Raw genomic sequence first — 22,025 nt, forward strand, 5'->3', positions numbered from 1 at the left:
TAGGTCTTTGTTCCATTTATTTTAAAATGACAGCTGCAATGCTGGTCGCAACAATTTGCCAGATCGATGCATCCTGTTGGTAGTATTCCATCAGACGCTTATACATTTCCTTTTGCTTTTCCTCGAAGTCGGTAGAATCTTTTTCTGGCAGAGCAGCACGTTCTTTTTCCACTAGCGCTTGTATTTCGGGTGCACGCGGCCCCCATACTCCCACTTCATTTCCTTCTTGGTCCATAAAAATATAAATTGGAATAGCTCTCGATGTCCCGTTTGTTAAGTATTGATCCATTAACTCAAGGTTTTGGTCACGGAGCAAAAATCGAACTTCAATGCCGCCCGCTTCGGCAATCCTAAGCAAAATCGGGTTGTTCAGCAAGGCATCCCCGCACCAATCCTCACTTAAGGCTATCACACGCAACTTTTGTGGTACTACTTTCTCGAATCTCCCTTTGTCCTCATCCTTTTGGGCAAACCTCTCGTAAATGGAAAGCATTTCTCCCTTATTCCGTGTCATCGAGTTAATATACTCATCTGCCGTCATTGCTTTTTGAAACCATTCATTCAGATTCATCTTTTCTCCACCCCTTCCATTTTCTTATATGATAAACATTTCCAGTATTCCTAATCAATTTTGATGCCTCATGAATTTTTTTAAAAATAAGCTCTTTTAATTGATGATGTTGTTTTTCCTGAAAATAGTGCCCCAGGCGTTGCAAAATAAGCTTGCTTAGGCACTAAAAAAGAAAATAGTGTCCGAAGCAATGCAAAATATACAAGCTAGGGCACTAAAAGCTTTATCACCAAAAATCTTTTAATAAACAGGATATTGTTCTATACAAGATAGAACAGTTTTGTTATATTAAATATAGAACAGAATGGAGGGAAATGGATGATTATTCAAATTGAACCTCAATCTGATATTCCAATTTATACGCAGATAACAAATCAAATTATTGAAGGAATTGCAAGAGGGTACCTACATCCTGGAGATTCACTTCCTTCCGTACGAGCATTTGCGGGAGATCTTGGTGTGAATATGCACACGGTTAATAAAAGCTATCATGAATTAGAGAAAAAGGGCATTATTCGGGTTGTTCCTAAGTCCGGAGCAGTCATTAATTTTCCGAATGAAATGGGGGAAAAGAACTGTCACTTCGAAAGAATCTCATCACAATTTCAACCAGTTATTGCCGAAGCACTTGTATTAGGAATAAAAAAAGAGGAGATTGAAAAATTAGTGTCAGCAATGATTCAGGATTTTAAGGGGAAATCTTAGCTAGTGATGTCCTTAATCATCTTTGAAAAGAAGGGGGCAATTTACATGGAACAGACAATGTTTTTAATCATTTTTATTTTTTTAGTGGCAATTGAAACGGCTATTCCTTTTTTAGTGAAACGAACCGTCGTTTTCGGTGTATCAATTCCAGATAGAAATGTTCGCGATGAAAAGCTTGTATTTTATAAAAAAATCTACTCCCTGTTGGTTTTTGTCTTTTCTGTTATCATCATAGGTTCCTATCTATTATGGACGGCCAATAGTCGGTTATCTGAAGAAAGACACGCCATTATATCCTTAGTGATACAATTTTGCCTTATTTTCTTGAGTACTGCACTATATTTTTATTTTCACGCCAAGACTTTGCAGCGTAAGAGAAGTCAAAAATGGGGAGAAAATTTGAAGGAAGTGAAAATAACCGATCTAGCTGTTCGTTCACAAGATGAAATGCTACCATGGTATGTGTTCTTGATTCCAATGGTCGTAACCATGGGGTTCATCGGCTATACGTTTTTGAATTACAATAGTATGCCAGCTCGAATTCCGATGCATTGGGGACCAGACGGTAAGCCAAATTCGTTCACAGAAAAAAATCCTTTTTCAGTAAACGCACTTCTATATATTTTATTAACGATACAAGTCATGTTTTTAGGAATGAATGTTGCCACAAAACGATCAGGCATTAAGCTTAGTGCAACTAGAATCAATGCTTCTCGGATTCGCCAGCTTTCCTTAAGAAAGTATTCTAGCTGGTTCTTATTCATGATAAGTGTGCTCATTACGTTGTTATTTTCCTTTTTGCAATTAACAACGATTCATGCCGGTTTAATGAATAATGTTGTGATATGGTTGGTTCCTGTCATTTTTACCCTAATTGTTCTGATTGGGTCCATTGTTTTTGCTGTTAAGGTCGGTAATGCAGGGGAAAAGTTTGATCTCGATCCTGTAATGGGAATAACGGATACGGATGAAGACCAGTATTGGATGGGTGGGATGTTTTATTTTAATAAAAATGACCCTTCTATCTTTGTCGAAAAACGATTTGGGATCGGTTGGACGATTAATTTTGCCCACCCTATCGGATTATTGATTCTATTAGTACCAATTGTGGTGATTCTGCTTATTGCATTCTTTTCATAGCATAGTGGAGGGATAAGGTTTCGGCAATCTTATGTTTAACGTTAGGCATTATGTTGTTCGTCCTAGGCTGCAGCAAAGAGAAGCTAAAATCATAAGAAGCAATCTCTAAAGGAGTGAGTTCGATGGAAAAGATTGAAGGTAACTGGGAAGGCGCTATTAAAGTTCCTAATCAGCCATTGTCCATTATTATTCAGTTTTCAAAAGATGGGGGAAAAATCAGTATTCCTGTGCAGGGATTAAACGATTACCCTTTGAAAACAGTGAAATTAACCGATGCAGATTTGTTTTTTGATATGAACATTCAAGGGATAACCATTACTTTTGATGGAAAAGTCAATAATGATAAGATATCTGGTACGTTCGTACAGCAGGGGCAGTCTTTTCCGTTTGAATTGACAAAAGGAAGCAAGGAACAAAACGAAGAAATTGAAGCAGGCGATCCTGTTCAAGTGAAGCTCAAGGACGGTACCATGCAAGGGCTCTTACAGATGCCTGAAGGGAAGGGACCTTTTCCAGTTATGATCATTATCGCGGGCTCCGGCCCTACTGATAGAAATGGAAACTCAAGTTTATTGCCTGGTAAGAATAATAGTTTGAAAATGCTAGCCGAAAACCTAGCATCTCAGGGGATCGTAAGTATTCGTTATGACAAACGGGCAATTGGGCAAAATAAGAGTTTGGCTGGAAAAGAAGAAGACATACGATTTGATAACTTTATAGATGACGCAGCTGCATGGGTCCAATTTACCAAGGAGGATCAGCGCTTTTCAAAGGTTGGAATCATTGGTCACAGTGAAGGTTCATTAATCGGCATGGTTGCTGCTAATCATGCAAAGGCAGATTCGTTCATTTCAATCGCAGGTGCCGGTAGAACAATTGACGAAGTATTGCTTGAACAATTAGAAACTCAGCTCCCTCCTAAATTAAAACTGGAGGCAAAGGACATTCTCGAAAAATTAAAGCAAGGAAAGCAAGTACCAACTGTAAGCGCTGAGCTACAATTCATCTTTCGTCCATCTGTCCAACCATATATAATTTCATGGCTGCGCTACAATCCACAAGAAGAATTAGCAAAATTAACATGTCCAGTGCTTATTCTCAATGGTGATCGAGATCTTCAAGTACCGATTAAAGATGCAGAAGCACTACACCAAGCGAAAAAAGATTCGCAAATGCTTATCGTAAAGAATATGAACCATATTTTGAAGGAAGCACCAGAAGACAGAGAAGGAAACATCGCAGCCTATAGCAATCCTGATCTATCGCTAGCAAAAGGTTTAATTGATGGCATTGTTAGCTTTTTGAAGTAGGTCATTAGAAAAGCGGAAGCGCCTTGATCAGCCCCGACAGGCATAAGACGAACAGCGAGGAGGCAGCTCCGCAGCCACCACAGCGAGACAGCTGCCTGAAAAAGCTTCCTCGTAGTCTTGCGGAACGGCGACAGCCGTGGAGCAGGGGCTTCTATGAAACGCTTCTTCGCCGGCTTATGACCCGAGGGGCTAGGCGCTGGAGCTAGACAATTCTAGAAGTCAAATTTTATACTTACTTATCTTTCAATCAAAAAAGGAGACATTGAGTCTCCTTTTTTGATTAAGCGTTTTTTGTAGGTAAAGTTATTCCTCAATCCAATAAGTCGACAAATATAACTACTAATATCATTTACTTGCTGAACATCTCTGAAAGGGCAAACTTCTTAGGGATGTTCTTTCAATTCTTTTGCCATTGAATCGAGCTTCATAACAGTATTCCAGTTCCGGATTGTTGCCGGCGCTCCAATCTTAGATAGATGTTGTGCTATCTTAGAATCCCGAATACTTTGCCGGAAAAACAGATAAACATCCTTGCCGATTATCTGAAAATCTTCCATTTCACTTCGGTAGGCACTTACACGCTCGATTCCTTCTTGTGAAGGTAGGCCTGCTAAAAAAGCTATCTGGATGCTTTCCCCTTCCTGTAGCCCATCCATTCGGTATGGACAATCCGTGATTACCTTTTCATATTCCTCCGATGATCTTAAAACAACAGGTACTGGAAAGCCGAACTTTTCTTTTATTGCTTCTTCCAAGCGTAGGGTTAGTGATTCTGCGGTTTCCTCAGACTCAAACAAAACATTCCCGCTCTGAATATAGGTTTTCACCTTTTGTAAGCCCATCGATTCCAATAGGCTTTTCAATTCCGCCATCTTAATCTTATGATGTCCACCAACATTAATCCCCCGTAAAAGAGCAATGTAAATTGTCATGTATATACCTCACAAGTTTTTGTTCATTATCTCAAGGAAATGGTAAAACATGCAAATTTATCTGAGGTGTCAATTTACTATTTTTCAAAGTAGTAAAAATCTCCTTACAGTTTAAGGCAGGGATTTTTTTTAGGGAGGCAGAAGAAATAAGAGAAGAAAAAAATAATATTGGAGGTTTTATTATGGTCCCACAAAGAGTAACGTTACTGACAATTGGAGCGTATAATTTGCCGGCTTTACGTACTTTCTATCAATCTTTAGGCTGGGAGGAGACAGAAATAAGCTCTGATCACTATGCTGTTTTTAAGACAGCCGGTGTGCTTCTCTCTTTATTTCCTATTGCTGAGCTGGCAAAGGATGCAGGTGTCGAGTTTAGCAACTCCCCTGAAACGTATAGGCCAGTTACCTTCGCTATCAATGTTGACAAACCTGAACAAGTTGATTCGACAATTGACAAAATTCGAGAGGCTGGTGCAAAAATACTACGAGAGCCAAGTGATGCTTTCTGGGGCGGCCGAACTGCTTATTTTTCAGATCCGGAAAACAACCTTTGGGAAGTTGCATGGAATCCTTCTTCTGTCTTTGATGAGCGTGGTGCGATGATTTCTTTTTAATCTGTTTTTATAGAGTCTACTAAATGGTTTATTAGTAGAAAATGGTTGTCTAGGTTAGGATTGATAGAAGCTAACCTAGACTTTTTTCTTTTGTGACCAAATACTAAGGCTCAAATCCCTGCTGACTCAAATAGATTTGCTCCTCAGGGAAAACTTGTTTAAGCCGGTCAACTACAAGTCGATAGGCGGAAGGCTCATACCATTCTTCCAATCCGAGTTGATCGTACAATGTTCTTACCCCTAACTTCTTTGTCCTTTTTCCGCCGCTGCCGTCTCCCATAAAATAATCATCGACACAGACACGGCTGACCAATGGCTTTAACTTCTTCGGAAAGTCTTCACTGCTAGGCAATACCGGTGCAATCGTCGCTTGGGTCGGCACCCCTGCCTCTTTCAAGAGCTCAAGCGTTTTAAATCTTGCATTTATAGGCGGTGCAGCTGGAGTAAAAACCTTTCGGATACCTTCCAAATCCGTCTCCACCGTCATGCTGACTCGAACCCGATCCCCTAAACGGAGCAATAAATCTATATCTCTCCGGACGAGTGGACTTCTCGTTTGTACGAGTAAGAAATCAGGTGGATCTTCAACCATGACCTCAAGATGAGAGCGAGTCACCCGCTCTTTATACTCAATTGGCTGATAGGGATCTGTGCTTGATGACATAAAAATCGTAACTTTTCCTTTAGCTTTCGCTTTCCGGAGTTCCTTACGTAATAGTTCGGCAGCATCCAGCTTAATATCCACCCAGGTGCCCCACTCCCCCTTACGAAACAGCGATACCGGCATTTGCCGTACATAGCAGTAAGAACAACCGAACGAACAGCCAGTATAGGGATTTAAAGAATGAGTGTAACCGGAAAGATAACCTGTTCCTTTATTGAGCAGTGTTTTGGGATTTTTATAGGAAAACTCACTTTGCATCATGGAATATAATCCCCAATGTATATCTCGTACCTGATGTAATGGTACTTACACCATGCCTTAGGGTAGTTCGATAATATCCACGAGCCCCTTTGAAAGGTCTATGATTCGTTGGAAAAATAAATCCTGCACCCTGCTCTATCGTAATCACATTCCCTCTGCTTTGCGCCCGTGGCCTCTGTTCCACCAAAAGAAATTCCCCACCGGTATAATCCACTTCTTTTTGATTAAGAGCAAATACCACCTGGAACGGGAAAAACACATCTCCATACAAATCCTGATGGAGACAGTTGTAGCCGCCTTCTTCGTATTTTAAGATGAGGGGAGTTGAACGTTTCTGACCTTGCTGGTAGCATTGTTTAAGAAATTCCGGAAGTTCTGCAGGATAGCTGCCTTCAAGCCCGAGCCTTTCGTTCCAATAGTTAGCTGTTTTCGCCAATTCCGGATAAAAACCTTCACGAAGATGTTGAAGCAATTCCGGAATGGGATCCTGATAATATTTGTATTCCCCAACCCCAAACCGATACCTGGCCATATTAATCGTACTGCGAAATAATCTATCTTCCTCGTAAGTATTCATGATTTCATGGCACTGCTCTTTATCTAATATCACCGGAACCTTTGCGAATCCCTGCTCTTCCAATGATTGTTGTATGGTGTTCCAATCCAAGCCAGCAATACGTTCTTTTATCCTCATGTAGTTACACTCATACTTTCACGCTCCAACTCTAACAGTCGCTTCTTCATCTCCAACCCTCCGCGAAAGCCCGTCAGTTTACCGTTTTTACCAATTACTCTATGACATGGGACAGTAATTAAAACAGGATTCGCGCCAATCGCAGTACCAACCGCACGGACGGCAGCAGGTTTTTGAATATGATTCGCAATGTCTGAATAGGATTTTGTTTCACCATAAGGAATTTCACAGAGTGCCTTCCAAACTGCCACTTGAAAAGCGGTGCCATGATAATCAGACGGAATCGTAAAGGTTCTACGCTTCCCTTGAAAATACTCCATTAGTTCTTCTACATACAGCTGTAATTTTTCATTATTCTGAATAAGTGTGCTGCCCGGAAAATGTTTTTCCGCCCATAAGGATAATTCCTCAAATGGCTGATTCTGTGAGCCTACAAAACAAAGTCCCTTTGCTGTTGCAGCCAGATAGAGATTCCATCCTTCATGTTCTAACAATGACCAATATATTATTTCAAATTCCATTCTTCGTCACCTCCAATTGCCGATATTGTTCAGGAGTATAAGCAGTTTTCTTTTTAAACAACGTAATAAAATAGGCGGTATTTGGTATACCAATCGACATCGAAATATCTGTTATCGTTTTTTCCGTCTGAATCAGTAATTCTTTAGCCTTGTTTATCCTGGTTTGTTGAATATATTCAACAGGGGTAACCCCTCTGACTCTCTTAAATGTACGGTGCAAGTGGTAAGGACTGCCGTGGGAAATGTCAGCAAGAGTTTCTAAGGTAAGTTTTTCATGGTAATTTTGATCGATATAATCCGTAATCTGAGCTACCCATTCATGGTCCGGTAATCTTTCGCCTGTAGGTTTACATCGTTTACATGGGCGGAAATTTGCATACAGCGCTTGTTCAGCGTTTTGAAAAATAAGTACATTTTCCTTTTTTGGAGGCCGCGATTTACAGGATGGTCTACAAAAAATGCCTGTAGTTTTTACAGCATAGAAAAACTTATCGTTATAGGCCGCATCATTGTTAATAATCGCTTGCCATTTTTCCTCTGTCATAGCATTCTCCACTTTCGATCACCTCTTGCAATAAGTATACTCTCACGAAAGATAGAAATTAAGTGGGGCTGAATGTAAAAGCAAGATTTCGAAATGACATCTGTTACGTTTATGATATAAATATATCAAGAATAGTAAACGGAGGCGTGAAATGGAAAAAGAAAAATGGCTGGATTGTCATCAAGAGTTAAAATTATTTGTCCCTAAGGAATTCAACTTTGATGAAAACTTAAAATACTTGTCTCGGGCCTCCAATGAATGTTTGTTCTCTATCAAAGATCAGCGCATTTACAAAGCATTAGCGATTGAAAATGAGACACCCATTATCGAGATTAGTATGGAAAAGGTTGATGCCATGACGGTTCGCTTTTTAGGAGAAGCTCCTCCGGAATGGGTCCGTTCTGCTGTAGCCCAATATGTTTGGGAATGGTTTGATTTAGATACGGATATCGTTCCCTTTTATGAAATGGCTCAACATGATGAACTGTTAAGCAAGGCCGTCGATTCTTTTTATGGGTTGCGCATTATGGGCATACCTGATTTGTTCGAGGCGGTTTGCTGGGGAATAATAGGACAGCAAATCAATCTTCCTTTTGCCTATACATTGAAACGCCGTTTAGTTGAAACCTTTGGCCGATGTGTTGAATTTGACGGTGAGCAATATTGGATTTTTCCAACCCCTAATGATCTAGTAGATTTGACAGTAGGAGATTTTGATGGTTTACAAATGACCGTTAAAAAATGTGAATATCTTATTGGCGTCGCAAAACTAATGGTTGAAGGAAAACTGACAAAGGAGATGTTGATGGCTACTGGAGATCTTAAAAGTGCAGAAAAAATGCTAATCAAAATCCGGGGCATTGGACCGTGGACAGCTAATTATGTCTTGATGCGTTGCTTGCGATTTCCTTCCGCATTTCCCATTGACGATGTCGGGCTCCACAATGCGATTAAGCATCTTTTGGGGAGAGACACGAAACCATCGAAAGAAGAAATTTTATATTTGTCCGCAAATTGGTCTGGTTGGGAAGCATATGCTACTTTTTATTTATGGAGATTCCTTTATTAAACTTGGGGAATCTTCTATTTCCCTATAACTCATCAGCTTTTCGACGAGATTCTCTTTTTCCCGGGAAATTTAAAAGATGATGTCGAAAAATTCAGATAAATTAAAAAACATTTTTCGTTTTACTCGCTGGTTTTAACCATTTACTCGCGACTTTTCGTAATTTACTCGCCAACCTTTCCACCATCAAAAAAACCGGCAGATGCTCATCTGCCGGCCATGTAGTTATCTTTTTGCTAGTTCTTGTTGCAATAATTTATTGACCATTTGCGGGTTGGCCTGTCCCTTTGTTGCTTTCATTAGCTGGCCAACAAGGAAGCCAACTGCTTTGTTTTTCCCGTTCTTGAAGTCTTCAACTGACTGCGGGTTCGCATCAAGGACTTCAGCAATTATTTTTAAAAGGGCTCCTTCATCGGAGATTTGCACAAGCCCCTTATCTTTGACGATTTTCTCAGCATCGCCCCCGTTTTCAATCAACTCTTTAAAAACAGTTTTGGCAATTTTCGATGAGATAGTACCGTTGTCGATAAGTTTAATCATACTGGCTAAACCTTCTGGTGTGAGAGCAACTTGATCGAGTTCTTTTCCCTCGGCGTTCAAATATCCTGAAACATCCCCCATGATCCAGTTGGAAGCCATTTTTGCATCAGCACCGCCATGTACGGTTGCTTCAAAGAAATCAGCCATTTCTTTTGTTACTGTCAGCACCTTTGCATCATATACAGGAAGGCCAATCTCTTCAATATAGCGCTTTTGCCGTTGGTCTGGAAGCTCAGGGATTTCCGCCCGAATCCGCGATTTCCAATCCTCGTCAATGTATAAATCCAGTAAGTCAGGCTCTGGGAAGTAGCGATAGTCATCGGATCCTTCCTTCACACGCATCAAAAGGGTTGCCCCTGTTGCTTCATCAAAGCGGCGCGTTTCCTGATCGATTTTCCCACCGGAAGAGACGATTTCCTTTTGGCGTTTCTCTTCAAACTCAAGACCTTTACGGACAAAGTTAAATGAGTTTAAGTTTTTTAACTCAGTTTTCGTTCCGAACTCTTTTTGGCCAACTGGTCGAATTGAAATATTGGCATCACAGCGAAGAGAGCCTTCTTCCATTTTGCAATCGGACACACCCGTATACTGAATAATAGACTTTAATTTTTCCAGATAAGCATAGGCCTCATCCGGTGTACGGATATCCGGCTCGGAAACGATTTCCACTAACGGTGTTCCCTGACGATTGTAATCAACGAGGGAATAGCCCTTGCCGTGGTTCAACTTTCCAGCATCCTCTTCTAAATGAATCCTCGTGATTCCAATCTTTTTCGTGTAGCCGTTCACTTCAATTTCAATCCAGCCATGCTCCCCAATCGGCTTGTCAAATTGCGAGATCTGATAGGCTTTCGGATTGTCCGGGTAAAAATAATTCTTACGGTCAAATTTTGTATGAGTAGCGACTTCACAGTTCAAAGCCATAGCCGCCTTCATTCCGTAATCGACCGCCTTTTTATTTAAAACCGGCAGCACACCTGGATAACCAAGATCAATTACGCTAGTATTCGTGTTCGGTTCGGCACCAAAATGGTTTGGGCTCGCCGAAAAGATTTTCGATTCTGTTTTTAATTCAACATGGACCTCAAGTCCAATGACTGTTTCAAATTCCATGATCTTCACCCCCTATAAACCTGGTTTCTGTTTATGAAAATCTGTTGCTTGTTCGAATGCATGTGCAACCCGGTAAATGGTTGCCTCATCAAAGTAATTACCGATGATTTGTAAGCCTAACGGCAGACCATTGTCAAAGCCACAAGGAATCGAAATTCCCGGTGCGCCTGCAAGATTCAAAGGAATCGTTAAAATATCGTTTGCATACATCGTTAACGGGTCGTCGATATTTTCTCCAATTTTAAAAGCTGGTGTTGGTGTAGTCGGTCCGATGATGACATCATATTTTTCAAAAATAGCTTCAAAATCCTTTTTAATCAAAGTACGGACTTTCTGGGCTTTTTTATAGTAGGCATCATAGTAACCTGAACTTAATGCAAACGTTCCGAGCATAATCCGGCGTTTGACTTCATCGCCAAAGCCTTCCGCTCTAGTCTTTTTGTATAAATCAATGAGACTTTCAGCATCAGAGGATTGATATCCATAACGAACGCCATCAAAACGGGCTAGGTTGGCTGAAGCTTCCGATGAAGAAAGCAAATAGTACGCCGCCAAGGCATATTTCGAGTGAGGCAGTGATACCTCTTCCCAAACAGCCCCTTGCTTCTCAAGAATTTTTAATGCCTCTAGTACGGATTGACGGACTGTATCTTTAACGCCTTCTCCAAGGTATTCTTTCGGTACAGCAATTCTCAATCCTTTTATATCACCGGTTAAAGCACTGACGAATTTTGGAACTTCTATATTCGCAGATGTTGAGTCCATTGGATCGAGTCCGGAAATAGCTTGTAATAAATAGGCATTGTCCTCAACCGTTCTTGTAATTGGTCCGATTTGATCAAGGGACGAAGCAAATGCCACAAGGCCGAAACGGGAAACACGACCATACGTTGGCTTCATACCTACCACACCACAAAATGCGGCCGGCTGGCGGATGGAGCCTCCTGTATCTGAACCAAGCGAAAAAAGTACTTCCCCCGCAGCAACAGATGCTGCTGAACCGCCTGAAGAACCGCCCGGCACCCGATCAAGATCCCAAGGATTCCGAGTATTTTGATAGTGGGAATTTTCGTTGGATGAACCCATAGCGAACTCATCCATGTTTAACTTACCGATGGTAACCGTTTCGGCTTGCTGCAGCTTTTGCATAACAGTGGCGTCATAAATCGGATCAAAGTTTTCAAGAATTTTACTTGCACAGGTTGTCCTTAAACCCTTTGTAACGATATTATCCTTAATCCCAATCGGCATTCCAAACAATAAGTTTTTTTGCGAATCATTGTTTAGTTTTTCATCAAGTGTTTTCGCCGTTTGCCGCGCCCTCTCTTCATCCAATGTTAAAAAGGCTTGAACTTTATCTTCAACCTTATCAATTCGCTTATAGGACTCATCGACAAGATCAGATACTTTTAGTTCTTTTTTATGTAAAAGCTCTTGAAGATCTGAAACTTTATAATCAAATAAACTCACCTGCTAGTCCTCCTTAATCCCCTAAAATAGATGGTACTTTAAATTGTCCGTCCTGGTGCTGAGGAGCATTTTCAAGTACCTCTTCACGCGGCAATCCTTGTTGCGAGACATCCTCGCGCAGTACATTTTTCATATTTAACACATGGTAGGTAGGTTCCACATTTTCTGTATCCAATTCATTTAACTGCTCTGCAAAAGTGATAATAGCATCAAGCTGTTTTGTCATCTTTTCGGCTTCTTCCTCCGTAATCGCCAATCGTGCCAAGTTGGCGACGTGCTTCACCTGCTCATTTGAAATTCGTGACATTTTTTGTTTACCTCCAATCCCTTGTTGTCATAGTTATTTTAATATTGATAATATCAAACTTTTCTGCTTTACCGCAATGATTCATTTATAAGTATAGACAAAATCGGGACTTTTAAGATTGATAGGGGTCATTTCATCATGATTGTAGGGCGGGGGGTTTTGAAGTTATTTTGGAGGAATCGTGAAGTTTGAAAACACTATTACGGCTTTTTAAGTGAATTCGGGCACGTAGGTGTGCTTGACGTGCCCGAATTTGTCATACTTATTGAGCAGAAAGATCATGATAATCTCTATGACGTGATGAACTATCCTGTGCCCAGACTAGTAGTTTTGTTCTTTCAAAATAGATCTTTCCATCTACATAAAAATAGGGAAACAGCTCTCCTTCCCAAACTCCACTTGTTTCCAATTATTTCTTTTCTTCAGAAATAATCTTATTAATTTCATCAGTTGATAACCCAAGCAATTTAGATGCACCTTCAATATCTACCAAGATACTATTTGTAGCACTTATCTTACTCTTGGTCTCTTCAATTTTTGTAAATGGCTTTTCTGAGATTAAATAGCACCCAATTACGATCCCTAGAGATACGATTAACGCCGGTATCCAATGTGTTTTCGTATTCAAGATACCAAATCCTTATTTTAAATATCGGTTTCTGTAAATACTCTATCGATCTTATTTAGGCACATCAATAAAATCTGCTACTCTAGCTTTTAGTAATTCAATTAATTCCTCATCCATATATCCGTATTCATCTAGAATATCAAGATTCAAGATTTTCTTCCCATTAAGCATTGGCCCAAATTTGTTTTTCAGGCGTCTCATATGCTTTTTTTCCATCACAAAAATAATATCAGCCCAACCAATGTGTCCCATGGTAACTTTAATTCTCGCACCCTCTTCAGTCCCAGCAGACCTAACGTCATAACCGTTGAAACTTTGAAAAATCTTCTCTCCCGTCGGACTTCTCCATTGATTCTTACTGCATACAAATAAAATTCTGATACAATTCACCTTGCCTTTTTCACCCTCTGGATTACTGGACATTTCTTTTTAAATATTTTTTGAAACATTTTCCTTTTTTGGGCGTAAATATATCATAAAATTCAAAAAATATAAAGGGGATGGTTATCATGTTTTTTAAGGAAAAAATCGTAATGGAATTAGACGACCGTTATTTCACCATTAATGATTTACAAAAGGCTGTTGTTACACAACTTAAAAATGAAGGAAAAGCTTGCCAAGTCATTGATTTATTTACTTTGTTAATTGATAACAAAAAGTATTCTATACAACAAAGGAATTTGAATATGAGTGGAGTCCCCGTTCAACAGGTCATATTAACCCAGATAGAGAATTAAAGGCTATCGAAGACTATGTTAGTGGTTTTTTCCTTTGTACTCCTTATTTTTTCAAAGACTAGATAAAGGGGTTTTTAGGTATTGCTCTGGATTTAGGGTTGGACTTTCTATAACGATGGCAGCCATCCCAGTTTCAGTCCCTGATTCCTGCTGCTCTCCAGCTTCCCAAAAAACGGCTGTTCCTTTTGAAACAGAAACTTTTTCATCCCCTTCTACTCTTACCCAGCCTTCTCCTTCCATCACAAGAAAAAGCTGAGACACTGTTGCCGGATGCATCCCTACAACACTGTTCTGATCAAAATACATGCAGCCTACTGATGTATAGCCTTCATTTTTAATAATAGGAGAAATCCCAACATTAAAACTGTTAAAAGCCAATATCTCTCTTCTAACTTCACGATCAAACCGGAAAAATTTCATGTATGAAGGCCCCTTCGCTTACTATTTTTCGATTCAATAAAAAGTTGAAGTATTTTAAAAAGAATAAATCCTACCATTCCGCCAAACAAAATCAAGTCATCAACATCAAAGCTGCCAAAACCAGTTAAGAGATGAATTGTTTCATACGTCAGACTTAAACTAAAGGTTGCAAGCACGAAAGATCTAAGCTTTTGAAACTTTTTTGCTAATAGTGGTAATATGAATCCAAAAGGTACGAATTGAATGACATTTTATTACCTTTCCATTAACAAAATTAAGATAATTATACCATATTTAACCAAATGACGAGTGAGGTTTTTTCAAAAGAGGAGGATGCTAGAATGGCAGAACACCGTTTTCATCTAAAAGCAAGCTGGCCGGGATTACGGAACGATGTTGGAGAAATTGAGACTGGCAACCTGAAAACAAAAGTCTCCATTCCATCAGAGATGGAGGGACCTGGAATAGGTACTAATCCTGATGAAATGCTGCTTGGCGCCGCTGCAACCTGTTATATCATTACACTTGCCGCGATGCTTCAACGTAGTGGGCTGGAGAAAGAGGATTTAACAATGGAGTCAGAAGGAATTGTCGATGTGACGAAAGGCGTTATTACTTATAAAAAAATCATCCACCGACCACATATTGTCTTGCATGCTGATGCCACCGAGAAAAACATCGAATTGGCTCAGCGACTCGCCAAAAAAGCTGAAACCTCATGTATGATCAGCCGGGCCATTCAGGGAAATGTGGAAATTGAAGTACACGCTATCGTAATGGCAGCGAGTGAATAAGTGCCGTAGTGCTATAGTGCTCGGGGAAAGTCGGTTTTTCGGTTTTCGGGCACTATTTTCTCTTTTAGTGCCCAGGGAAAGCGGGTTTCACGATTTTTGGGCACTATTTTCTCTTTTAGTGCCCGGGGAAAGCGGTTTTTTCGATTTTCGGGCACTATTTTCTTTTTTAGTGCCCGAATTAAGCGGTTTTTTCGGTTTTCGGGCACTATTTTCTTTTTAGTGCCCGGGTTAAGCGGTTTTTTCGATTTTCGGGCACTATTTTCTTTTTTAGTACCCGGGTTAAGCGGTTTTTTCGCGGTTTTCGGGCACTATTTTTTTGGGTAACCTGTTTGTGTCTCTTTAATATTTGGCTCCCCATTTTTTAATGCTATCATCTGTTTATTTTTGGTTCATACAAAATACTCCGACCCTATTATATGTAAAATTCCATATGGGGTTTTTCTTTCCTATAATAATCCAATCTATCCAGCAATGTACCTGTATGAAATTCAAACTTATGACCATCCGGGTCCGTAAAATAAATGGATTTTTTATCTTTTTCATCTCGTTCACGGCCAGGAAGGATGTTTACATTCCACAGTAGTAATTTTTCTTGCATCTTCGAAAAGTCTTCATCAGCGATTGAAAAAGCAATGTGGGTATAGGAATAGCTAATTTCAGTGCGCGGGATATCTTTTTCCTCATTAAGCGCCAGCCATATCCCATTCAAATCAAAATAGGCAGTACTCCTGCCTTTTACCAATAGCTTTGCATCCAAAACATTCTGGTAAAATTCGATTGATTTCTCTAAATTAGAAACAGAAAATAATAGATGGTTTATTCCTTTTATAGACATTCAATCACCCTTATTTTTCAAATGTTACAGTTCAATGCAGTATCTCAAATTTTAACACATTAACCATTTATTGATCCAAAAAAAAAAAAAAACTACGGAAGATAAAATCCTCCGTAGTAAAATCCTAGTTTAATTAATACCCTTCATAAAGGTTTTAATTTTTGGTGACAAGGCGAATAAGATAATCGAAAGAACGATTGATGCTACACCAATTGTACCAAAGTACATCATTTCAGTTTGTGGTGTGTAGAATTTAACAATTTGTGCATTGAGAGCTTGGGCAGCAGCGTTCGCTAAGAACCACATACTCATCATTTGCGCAGAGAAAGCAGCAGGAGCTAATTTAGTTGTTGCTGATAGTCCAACCGGGGACAAGCACAATTCACCAATAACGACGACAAAGTAGCTAAGTACAAGCCATAATGGGTTTACAAGTGCATTATTACCGCCAAGCCAAGCTGGCACAAGAATAACAACGAATGACAAACCTGCGAATAAAAGTCCAAATCCAAATTTTGTCGGAATGGATGGTTGCTTGTTACCCAATTTTACCCAAAGTGAACCAACGATCGGTGCAAAAGCAACAATAAACAATGGATTTAATGACTGGAACCAAGCTTGATTGATATGAATCCCTGCAAAGTCTAATTGTGTCCGCTTATCCGCAAAGTTTGCAAGAATGGTTGAACCTTGTTCTTCAATCGACCAAAACATAACCGCGGCTAAAAAGAGTGGAATATAAGCGAGAAGATTTGAGCGTTCTTCCTTGGTAGTTTTTGGACTGCGATACATCACAATAAAATAGAGGGTCGGAATCACAAATCCTAAGACTCCCACAAGGTCAATAAACCTTTGAACCGTTAAAGCACCAGTAAATCCTGCAATAATAATCAAGGCAATAACAACAATTGCCGGTAAGCCAATTTTAACAAAAGCTTTTTTCTTTTCTTCTTCAGATAATGGGTTGTGAACAAACGTACCGGCAAGACCCAGATTCTTTTTCTTTTGCAAAGAATATACGATCAATGCCAAGAACATTCCAATTGCAGCTAACCCGAATCCTAAGTGAAAATTGTATTTCAATCCAATTGTTCCTACAACTAACGGAGCAACGAATGCACCAAGGTTTACTCCCATGTAAAAAATACTGAATGCTGCATCACGTCGAGCATCATTAATGTCATACATTTCTCCTAAAACCGTCGAAATATTCGGTTTTAACAGTCCTGAACCGAGGACAATCAGCACCATTGAAACAAAAAACATTGTCATGCTTCCAGGAACCGATAAAGCAATGTGACCGAACATGATCAGGATGCCACCATACAACACGGATTTTGAAGATCCGATTATCCGGTCAGACACCCAGCCTCCAATGATTCCTGACATGTATACTAACGATCCATATACAGACGCAATGGCAAGAGCAGTTTGCTGACTAATCCCTAATCCGCCTTTTGAAACTGAATAATACATATAATAAACTAGGATGGCTTTCATACCATAATAGGAGAATCTCTCCCAGAATTCCGTGAAAAATAAAGTAAATAATCCTTTTGGATGTCCAAAAAAGCCAGTTTGCGGAACACTTTCCACAATTTTCTGTCTATTAGAAGTTGAATGTGGAGCACTTTCCACAATTTTCTGCTTTTTCAAATTAGACATTATTAAACCTCCCTTTCTATATTATTATAATATTTTTAATGTCGAAGTTTGTCAACACCTATTTCTAAACATAGGCATTTTTGCTAATTTTGAGATAATTTTTTATGTTTTAAAAAATGAAACATTTTTTGAAAATAATGATTTTTACTATTATTCCTATATAAATAGGAGTAGCTCCCTTTTTGGTTCTACTCCAACGATTTAAGCTTCATTTCTATACTTTGTTGGTTTACTTTGACGGAATCTTTCCCAAACTGTTTGATTTGCCGCTTCCTCAAGCCGATCATCAAGTTGCTCAAGTTTCTTGCCCGTTTTTCTTTCATAAGCTTTTTCAATGAGGTAATCGGCAATTTGTGGATTTTTAGGAAGAATAGGCCCGTGCAGATAGGTGCCAATTAAGTGATGATAATGAAGTCCTTCTTCCCTACTCTCTTCGTTGTTTCCAAACCCGTTGACCACTTTTCCGAGTGGAAGAAAATCATGATAGGTTCTCCCACCATGGTTTTCAAAGCCGACGATTCTCCCAAATCGTTCAGATTCCACCAAAATATTGGTCATCAGTCGGTCTTTTTCAGCTTTGCTATAGAAGGGGAGAATTCCCATTCCTTTTAATTTTTCCCCGTTTTTCGTTTCATAATAATCCCCTAAAAATTGATATCCCCCGCAAATAGTGAGGCCTGACACTCCGTCTTCGATCCATGCTTTGATTTCCTTTACCATCGGGGTTAGTCTGTTCGTTGCAATGGATTGCTCGCGGTCGCTGCCGCCGCCGATCATAAAGAGGTCACATCCGGATGGTTTCGCATCCTCAGGAGTCCTGATTTCCTCGATTCGAACCGGTATTCCTCTCCATTCGCAGCGTTTCTTTAAGCAAATGATATTTCCCCTGTCTCCGTAAAGATTTAATGTGTCTGGACAAAAATGATAAATTAAAAGTTCCAACATACCTTTCCCCTTTCTCTCTGACTGCAGTTTCACGTGAAAGAATGCTGACCAATGGGGTAAGACAAGTATACGTAGCCATGAAATAAGCAGGAATTCCCTTTTGTTTTGCAAAAATAACGGCGTGTCTCAAGGCTGGTATTATCACAATTTTTTCTTCTGGAATACCTGCATATTTCATTCTGAGGGCAGCGTCATATGCCCGTTTACCGCTAGCTATATACACTGCAACTTCATCACGGTTTGCCATTTCAAAATCGATATCCCAAATCCACGAAATATCTCTTCCATCTGCGGGATTGTCGTTTAAACAAAAGATAAGCTGTTTCTTTTCGTTTGAAAGGAAAAACTCGGAAAGGGTAACGTTTGCCCCAGCAGGATTCTTGACAAGATTGAGTCTCCAAGTATTTTCACCTATGTAAAAGTCCTGCATTCTTCCATCTGCTTTTTCGAAAGAGGTTAACCCCCTCTGAATTTCCTCGTATTCCTCTCCTAAAGCTTGGCAAGCACCTATGGCAAAAAGAGCATTATAGGCATTATACGTCCCTCTCAAGGGTACCTGATATTCTTGGCCATTCACGATCAAATGAATCTCTTTCCCATCCTGAACCACTTTATCCACTTCTATGGCTGGTTGTGGACGTGAGAACCCACAGTCGCAATGATAATGTCCTAAATGCCCAAAATGCAGAGTATGATAGGAAAGTTCATTTTGGCAATCCGGGCAATATTTCGACTCCCCCATTGTATATGATTGAAAATCGCATGCATCTTCACCTAACCCAACATAAATATTTTCTTTTTTGAGGCTAGAAAATCGATGAACAAATGGATCATCCACATTTAAAATGAGCTTCACGTCAATTTCTTTTAAACAATCCTTCATTTTTTGAATTAAAATATCAACTTCCCCATAGCGATCCAATTGGTCTCGAAAAAAATTGGTAACGATTAAATAATCCGGTGGGCATTCTGACACTACTTTTGGAAGGCTTGCTTCGTCCACTTCTATTACGGCCACATCATCCTTGAACCAGCCAATGAAAGGAGCATGTCTGACTATAACAGCCGAGATACCGGTAACCATATTCGCCCCTTCAAGATTAGCGATTACTTTTTTTCCGGTAGACTGCAGAAGATGCGCTAGTAGGTTAGCTGTTGTAGTCTTTCCATTTGTCCCGGTTATATAGACGATGGTTTTGGCATTTGTTCTTAAGTGTCGTAAAAATCCACCATCTAACTTTCTCGCAACTATGCCTGGGATGGTTGTCCCTTCGTTTCCCATAAGATTACTCAATACTCCTGCCGTTTTCCCCGCCCAAATGGCCATTTGTGTTTTCATCTGTTTTCCTCCAATATATGTCAAACTAGCCATTACCAATAAAGTATACCATCAAAAATATTTTGTGTAATCAGAGAAATTATATGACAGGTGGAAGATTGTTATGATTTTGGTTAATTATGGGGTTTTCGTTTAGTGCACAATGAAAGACATAGAGTAAATCTTGCCTTATAATTGGAAAGGAATATGGAATTTGGGAGAGTTCAGAATGAAACGAAGACGGAAGAGTGGGAAAACTATTTTCGTCCTGCTACTGCTTTTTTGCACTTTAGCCACGATTCAAATTTTATTTCAACATCGAGCACCACATTATTTGAATAGTGACCCATTTGCTGATGTAAAAAAATATCAACCTTTCATACAAAATGAATTAGCTAAATATCAATTAGAAGAATATACCCCTGTCGTTGTAGCTTTAATGCAGCAGGAAAGCCACGGAAAAGGGGGCGACCCGATGCAAGCTTCCGAGTCTGCCGGTTTGCCAAGGAATTCGATACAGGATCCAAAACAAAGTATTCAAGTTGGTGTGAAGCATTTTCAGCGGGTGCTGACTTACGGAAAACAGAAAAATGTCGATTTCCCGACCATCATACAGGCGTATAACATGGGAGTCGGCTATATCGACTTTGTGGCACAAAACGGGGGCAAACATAGCGAGGATTTGGCGAAGAAATACTCCCTCCTTCAAGTTCAGAAAAAACCAGACATTTACACCTGTGGCGATAATAAAAATAATTTCCGTTATCCGTACTGCTATGGCGACTTCACTTATAGCACAAAGGTAACAAACAACATGAAATTATTGGCTGATACCGTGCCAGTAACTGGCAGCAGTGGGAACTGAGAAAAGAGAAAGGCGCCCGTTTAGCGAAGTATGGACTGGAGCGTCGAAATTATCTTTCTAATCGTATAAAAAAGGAGTAGTTTCCATTAACGAAGCTACTCCTTTTATTTAGCTCAATTCCTACTTACCATCCCTGCTATTTGACCAAATTTGAAAATTCTACCACAACTCTTGTGGTGGAAAACAATTCGCTTATGATTTCAAGTAAACCTGCAAGAATGAGAATCCTCAATCACCTTTTAACATCTTTTTTATGTAAAACAGGCGTCGATAACCTCTCTCAACGACCGTCCTCTCTCTTTTTTCCGCCAAACAGGCGACGATGACCTCTCTCAACGACCTTTCCACCTCTTTTTTCCGCAAAACGGGCGTTGATGCGTCCTCTCAATGACCGTTCCACCTCTTTTTTCCGCAAAACGGGCGTTGACCACCTCTCTCAACGACCTTCCACTCTCTTTTTTCCACAAAACGGTCTTTGATTCGCCCTCTCAACGACCTTTCCACCTCTTTTTTCCGCAAAACGGGCGTTGACCACCTTCCTCAACAACCTTTTCACCTCTTTTTTCCGCAAAACGGGCTTTGATTCGCCCTCTCAACGACCGTTCCACCTTTTTTCCCGCAAAACGGGCGTTGACCACCTCTCTCAACGACCGCCCACTCTCTTTTTTCCGCAATACGGGTGTTGATAAACTTTCTCAATGATTGCATCCCCGCTTTTTCCAGCAAAAATAGCTTTGATTCGCTATCTCAGTGTCTATATGCCTTTTTTACAAAGCAAGTGGGTTCAGAAAACGAGTCGTTCCCAGGGGTCTTACCTTTTAAAAATTCTTGCAAACAGACTTTTTTTGGTTTTAGGTTGTTCCCAATATTTTCTCGTAATGTAAATTTCCGGTTGATCAATCGCCTGGTCCATGGCTAAAACCAATCCTATATCTGTTTCATGTTCTTTATTGGTGACAATAGTGTAATCGAGCTTATATTTAGTGGCCAGTTTAACGTACTTTGATAGATCTCCATAGCGGAGACTTCCATTTAGAAAAAGTCGTGCAGTTTTATTCTTTTTCATAGATTGTTCAATTTGCGGATAAATGTCCTTTTCTCGTACTTGGCTTTTCTTTAGGGCAACAATGATTCGTTCTCTTAACGTTCCTAAAAATTTGCGTCTTTCCTCCGGCTTCGTTTCCAAAGGGCCATGGATTCCTTGCTGTAATACTTCATCAACCGTCGGCTTTTTCAAACAAATCATCTCCATTAACGAGGCTATTACTATGTATGATTTACCATCAGAAAATGTTCCCTTGCAAAAAAGGTACGCTGTTACCCATGATTAGTACGCTTCATGTAAAAAAATCCTCCTCTCCAAAAC

General features: G+C 39.9%; 27 protein-coding genes and 1 pseudogene. 8 read left to right on the plus strand and 20 right to left on the minus strand.

The window, feature by feature from the left end:
* Nucleotides 1–16: 16 nt before the first annotated feature.
* Complete coding sequence (locus BN1082_RS11170; protein WP_090634254.1) at nucleotides 17–571, minus strand: thioredoxin family protein; 555 nt, start codon at nucleotides 569–571, stop codon at nucleotides 17–19.
* A 318-nt stretch (nucleotides 572–889) separates the two neighbouring features.
* Here BN1082_RS11170 and BN1082_RS11175 point away from each other — a divergent pair, with 318 nt between their 5' ends.
* From BN1082_RS11175 to BN1082_RS11185, 3 genes are all read left to right on the plus strand, one after another.
* Entirely contained in the window at nucleotides 890–1,276 is a 387-nt protein-coding gene (locus BN1082_RS11175) for a GntR family transcriptional regulator (protein WP_090634257.1), read from the plus strand.
* Nucleotides 1,277–1,321: 45 nt separating this feature from the next.
* Nucleotides 1,322–2,416, plus strand: a complete 1,095-nt coding sequence (locus BN1082_RS11180; protein WP_090634259.1) for a DUF1648 domain-containing protein — start codon at nucleotides 1,322–1,324, stop codon at nucleotides 2,414–2,416.
* A gap of 122 nt (nucleotides 2,417–2,538) precedes the next feature.
* A complete protein-coding gene (locus BN1082_RS11185) occupies nucleotides 2,539–3,726 on the plus strand; it encodes an alpha/beta hydrolase family protein (protein WP_090634262.1) in 1,188 nt (395 codons plus the stop codon).
* Nucleotides 3,727–4,109: 383 nt separating this feature from the next.
* Here BN1082_RS11185 and BN1082_RS11190 read toward each other — a convergent pair whose 3' ends face one another.
* A complete protein-coding gene (locus BN1082_RS11190; protein ID WP_090634265.1) occupies nucleotides 4,110–4,658 on the minus strand; it encodes a DUF1697 domain-containing protein in 549 nt (182 codons plus the stop codon).
* A gap of 182 nt (nucleotides 4,659–4,840) precedes the next feature.
* Here BN1082_RS11190 and BN1082_RS11195 point away from each other — a divergent pair, with 182 nt between their 5' ends.
* Nucleotides 4,841–5,272, plus strand: coding sequence for a VOC family protein (locus BN1082_RS11195; RefSeq protein ID WP_090634267.1), 432 nt, complete (start codon nucleotides 4,841–4,843; stop codon nucleotides 5,270–5,272).
* A gap of 103 nt (nucleotides 5,273–5,375) precedes the next feature.
* Here BN1082_RS11195 and BN1082_RS11200 read toward each other — a convergent pair whose 3' ends face one another.
* From BN1082_RS11200 to BN1082_RS11215, 4 genes are read right to left on the minus strand one after another with little or no spacing between them, the layout of a single operon-like run.
* Nucleotides 5,376–6,194 carry an SPL family radical SAM protein gene (locus BN1082_RS11200; protein ID WP_090634978.1) on the minus strand — a complete coding sequence of 273 codons (819 nt, stop codon included), beginning with the start codon at nucleotides 6,192–6,194 and terminating at the stop codon, nucleotides 5,376–5,378.
* On the minus strand, nucleotides 6,184–6,891 hold the full coding sequence (locus BN1082_RS11205) for a 2OG-Fe(II) oxygenase (RefSeq protein ID WP_090634270.1): 708 nt from the start codon (nucleotides 6,889–6,891) through the stop codon (nucleotides 6,184–6,186). The genes BN1082_RS11200 and BN1082_RS11205 overlap by 11 nt, the downstream gene beginning before the upstream one ends.
* Entirely contained in the window at nucleotides 6,888–7,412 is a 525-nt protein-coding gene (locus tag BN1082_RS11210) for a methylated-DNA--[protein]-cysteine S-methyltransferase (protein WP_090634272.1), read from the minus strand. The genes BN1082_RS11205 and BN1082_RS11210 overlap by 4 nt, the downstream gene beginning before the upstream one ends.
* Nucleotides 7,402–7,956: a bifunctional transcriptional activator/DNA repair enzyme AdaA gene (locus tag BN1082_RS11215; RefSeq protein ID WP_090634980.1), complete on the minus strand. Its 555-nt coding sequence runs from the start codon at nucleotides 7,954–7,956 to the stop codon at nucleotides 7,402–7,404. Before BN1082_RS11215 ends, BN1082_RS11210 begins: the two co-directional genes overlap by 11 nt.
* Nucleotides 7,957–8,107: 151 nt before the next feature.
* On the opposite strand from BN1082_RS11215, the gene BN1082_RS11220 reads away from it, so the two are divergent.
* Nucleotides 8,108–9,025, plus strand: a complete 918-nt coding sequence (locus tag BN1082_RS11220) for a DNA-3-methyladenine glycosylase family protein (RefSeq protein WP_090634275.1) — start codon at nucleotides 8,108–8,110, stop codon at nucleotides 9,023–9,025.
* A 222-nt stretch (nucleotides 9,026–9,247) separates the two neighbouring features.
* Here BN1082_RS11220 and gatB read toward each other — a convergent pair whose 3' ends face one another.
* From gatB to BN1082_RS11245, 6 genes are all read right to left on the minus strand, one after another.
* Entirely contained in the window at nucleotides 9,248–10,675 is a 1,428-nt protein-coding gene (gatB, locus tag BN1082_RS11225; RefSeq protein WP_090634278.1) for an Asp-tRNA(Asn)/Glu-tRNA(Gln) amidotransferase subunit GatB, read from the minus strand.
* Nucleotides 10,676–10,687: 12 nt separating this feature from the next.
* Nucleotides 10,688–12,145 carry an Asp-tRNA(Asn)/Glu-tRNA(Gln) amidotransferase subunit GatA gene (gatA, locus tag BN1082_RS11230; protein WP_090634280.1) on the minus strand — a complete coding sequence of 486 codons (1,458 nt, stop codon included), beginning with the start codon at nucleotides 12,143–12,145 and terminating at the stop codon, nucleotides 10,688–10,690.
* 13 nt (nucleotides 12,146–12,158) lie between these two features.
* Complete coding sequence (gene gatC / locus BN1082_RS11235) at nucleotides 12,159–12,452, minus strand: Asp-tRNA(Asn)/Glu-tRNA(Gln) amidotransferase subunit GatC (protein WP_090634282.1); 294 nt, start codon at nucleotides 12,450–12,452, stop codon at nucleotides 12,159–12,161.
* A gap of 262 nt (nucleotides 12,453–12,714) precedes the next feature.
* Nucleotides 12,715–12,861: a hypothetical protein gene (locus BN1082_RS27440; RefSeq protein ID WP_176699743.1), complete on the minus strand. Its 147-nt coding sequence runs from the start codon at nucleotides 12,859–12,861 to the stop codon at nucleotides 12,715–12,717.
* A complete protein-coding gene (locus BN1082_RS11240; protein ID WP_090634284.1) occupies nucleotides 12,862–13,080 on the minus strand; it encodes a hypothetical protein in 219 nt (72 codons plus the stop codon). It lies immediately after the preceding gene.
* Between the two features lie 51 nt (nucleotides 13,081–13,131).
* A complete protein-coding gene (locus tag BN1082_RS11245) occupies nucleotides 13,132–13,461 on the minus strand; it encodes a low molecular weight protein tyrosine phosphatase family protein (protein ID WP_218055156.1) in 330 nt (109 codons plus the stop codon).
* Nucleotides 13,462–13,589: 128 nt separating this feature from the next.
* Here BN1082_RS11245 and BN1082_RS11250 point away from each other — a divergent pair, with 128 nt between their 5' ends.
* Entirely contained in the window at nucleotides 13,590–13,817 is a 228-nt protein-coding gene (locus BN1082_RS11250; protein ID WP_090634289.1) for a hypothetical protein, read from the plus strand.
* A gap of 51 nt (nucleotides 13,818–13,868) precedes the next feature.
* Here BN1082_RS11250 and BN1082_RS11255 read toward each other — a convergent pair whose 3' ends face one another.
* Together BN1082_RS11255 and BN1082_RS11260 are read right to left on the minus strand one after the other, a co-directional pair.
* The gene (locus BN1082_RS11255) at nucleotides 13,869–14,237 is read right to left on the minus strand and encodes a cupin domain-containing protein (protein ID WP_090634291.1); all 369 of its coding nucleotides are present in this window, start codon (nucleotides 14,235–14,237) and stop codon (nucleotides 13,869–13,871) included.
* Nucleotides 14,234–14,482, minus strand: coding sequence for a VanZ family protein (locus tag BN1082_RS11260; RefSeq protein WP_090634294.1), 249 nt, complete (start codon nucleotides 14,480–14,482; stop codon nucleotides 14,234–14,236). The genes BN1082_RS11255 and BN1082_RS11260 overlap by 4 nt, the downstream gene beginning before the upstream one ends.
* A 96-nt stretch (nucleotides 14,483–14,578) precedes the next feature.
* Here BN1082_RS11260 and BN1082_RS11265 point away from each other — a divergent pair, with 96 nt between their 5' ends.
* The gene (locus BN1082_RS11265; protein WP_090634296.1) at nucleotides 14,579–15,031 is read left to right on the plus strand and encodes an OsmC family protein; all 453 of its coding nucleotides are present in this window, start codon (nucleotides 14,579–14,581) and stop codon (nucleotides 15,029–15,031) included.
* A 412-nt stretch (nucleotides 15,032–15,443) separates the two neighbouring features.
* On the opposite strand, the gene fosM is transcribed toward BN1082_RS11265, so the two are convergent.
* The 4 genes and pseudogenes from fosM to BN1082_RS11285 form a co-directional block, all read right to left on the minus strand.
* Nucleotides 15,444–15,866, minus strand: coding sequence for a FosM family fosfomycin resistance protein (fosM, locus tag BN1082_RS11270; protein WP_090634298.1), 423 nt, complete (start codon nucleotides 15,864–15,866; stop codon nucleotides 15,444–15,446).
* 129 nt (nucleotides 15,867–15,995) lie between these two features.
* Nucleotides 15,996–17,531, minus strand: a complete 1,536-nt coding sequence (locus BN1082_RS11275; RefSeq protein WP_090634300.1) for a peptide MFS transporter — start codon at nucleotides 17,529–17,531, stop codon at nucleotides 15,996–15,998.
* Between the two features lie 201 nt (nucleotides 17,532–17,732).
* Nucleotides 17,733–18,476: a type 1 glutamine amidotransferase gene (locus BN1082_RS28165; RefSeq protein WP_090634302.1), complete on the minus strand. Its 744-nt coding sequence runs from the start codon at nucleotides 18,474–18,476 to the stop codon at nucleotides 17,733–17,735.
* Between the two features lie 70 nt (nucleotides 18,477–18,546).
* Nucleotides 18,547–19,848 (minus strand): annotated as a pseudogene (locus BN1082_RS11285) (MurT ligase domain-containing protein); the annotation flags it as partial.
* 175 nt (nucleotides 19,849–20,023) lie between these two features.
* Here BN1082_RS11285 and BN1082_RS11290 point away from each other — a divergent pair.
* A complete protein-coding gene (locus BN1082_RS11290) occupies nucleotides 20,024–20,659 on the plus strand; it encodes a lysozyme family protein (RefSeq protein WP_090634307.1) in 636 nt (211 codons plus the stop codon).
* 552 nt (nucleotides 20,660–21,211) lie between these two features.
* Here BN1082_RS11290 and BN1082_RS27445 read toward each other — a convergent pair.
* Nucleotides 21,212–21,367 carry a hypothetical protein gene (locus BN1082_RS27445; RefSeq protein ID WP_176699745.1) on the minus strand — a complete coding sequence of 52 codons (156 nt, stop codon included), beginning with the start codon at nucleotides 21,365–21,367 and terminating at the stop codon, nucleotides 21,212–21,214.
* 103 nt (nucleotides 21,368–21,470) lie between these two features.
* A complete protein-coding gene (locus BN1082_RS11295; RefSeq protein WP_342666649.1) occupies nucleotides 21,471–21,905 on the minus strand; it encodes a YueI family protein in 435 nt (144 codons plus the stop codon).
* Between the last annotated feature and the right edge of the window lie 120 nt (nucleotides 21,906–22,025).

It is taken from the genome of Neobacillus massiliamazoniensis, from assembly GCF_001048695.1.
Lineage (GTDB): Bacteria > Bacillota > Bacilli > Bacillales > Cytobacillaceae > Neobacillus > Neobacillus massiliamazoniensis.

Excerpts from the sequence above, each read along its gene's own strand:
- BN1082_RS11170 (WP_090634254.1), bottom strand. The coding sequence starts at position 571 with ATGAATCTGAATGAATGGTTTCAAAAAGCAATGACGGCAGATGAGTAT.
- BN1082_RS11175 (WP_090634257.1), top strand. The coding sequence starts at position 890 with ATGATTATTCAAATTGAACCTCAATCTGATATTCCAATTTATACGCAG.
- BN1082_RS11180 (WP_090634259.1), top strand. The coding sequence starts at position 1,322 with ATGGAACAGACAATGTTTTTAATCATTTTTATTTTTTTAGTGGCAATT.
- BN1082_RS11185 (WP_090634262.1), top strand. The coding sequence starts at position 2,539 with ATGGAAAAGATTGAAGGTAACTGGGAAGGCGCTATTAAAGTTCCTAAT.
- BN1082_RS11190 (WP_090634265.1), bottom strand. The coding sequence starts at position 4,658 with ATGACAATTTACATTGCTCTTTTACGGGGGATTAATGTTGGTGGACAT.
- BN1082_RS11195 (WP_090634267.1), top strand. The coding sequence starts at position 4,841 with ATGGTCCCACAAAGAGTAACGTTACTGACAATTGGAGCGTATAATTTG.
- BN1082_RS11200 (WP_090634978.1), bottom strand. The coding sequence starts at position 6,194 with ATGCAAAGTGAGTTTTCCTATAAAAATCCCAAAACACTGCTCAATAAA.
- BN1082_RS11205 (WP_090634270.1), bottom strand. The coding sequence starts at position 6,891 with ATGAGGATAAAAGAACGTATTGCTGGCTTGGATTGGAACACCATACAA.
- BN1082_RS11210 (WP_090634272.1), bottom strand. The coding sequence starts at position 7,412 with ATGGAATTTGAAATAATATATTGGTCATTGTTAGAACATGAAGGATGG.
- BN1082_RS11215 (WP_090634980.1), bottom strand. The coding sequence starts at position 7,956 with ATGACAGAGGAAAAATGGCAAGCGATTATTAACAATGATGCGGCCTAT.
- BN1082_RS11220 (WP_090634275.1), top strand. The coding sequence starts at position 8,108 with ATGGAAAAAGAAAAATGGCTGGATTGTCATCAAGAGTTAAAATTATTT.
- gatB (WP_090634278.1), bottom strand. The coding sequence starts at position 10,675 with ATGGAATTTGAAACAGTCATTGGACTTGAGGTCCATGTTGAATTAAAA.
- gatC (WP_090634282.1), bottom strand. The coding sequence starts at position 12,452 with ATGTCACGAATTTCAAATGAGCAGGTGAAGCACGTCGCCAACTTGGCA.
- BN1082_RS11250 (WP_090634289.1), top strand. The coding sequence starts at position 13,590 with ATGTTTTTTAAGGAAAAAATCGTAATGGAATTAGACGACCGTTATTTC.
- BN1082_RS11255 (WP_090634291.1), bottom strand. The coding sequence starts at position 14,237 with ATGAAATTTTTCCGGTTTGATCGTGAAGTTAGAAGAGAGATATTGGCT.
- BN1082_RS11265 (WP_090634296.1), top strand. The coding sequence starts at position 14,579 with ATGGCAGAACACCGTTTTCATCTAAAAGCAAGCTGGCCGGGATTACGG.
- fosM (WP_090634298.1), bottom strand. The coding sequence starts at position 15,866 with ATGTCTATAAAAGGAATAAACCATCTATTATTTTCTGTTTCTAATTTA.
- BN1082_RS11275 (WP_090634300.1), bottom strand. The coding sequence starts at position 17,531 with ATGTCTAATTTGAAAAAGCAGAAAATTGTGGAAAGTGCTCCACATTCA.
- BN1082_RS28165 (WP_090634302.1), bottom strand. The coding sequence starts at position 18,476 with ATGTTGGAACTTTTAATTTATCATTTTTGTCCAGACACATTAAATCTT.
- BN1082_RS11290 (WP_090634307.1), top strand. The coding sequence starts at position 20,024 with ATGAAACGAAGACGGAAGAGTGGGAAAACTATTTTCGTCCTGCTACTG.
- BN1082_RS27445 (WP_176699745.1), bottom strand. The coding sequence starts at position 21,367 with ATGCAATCATTGAGAAAGTTTATCAACACCCGTATTGCGGAAAAAAGA.
- BN1082_RS11295 (WP_342666649.1), bottom strand. The coding sequence starts at position 21,905 with ATGATTTGTTTGAAAAAGCCGACGGTTGATGAAGTATTACAGCAAGGA.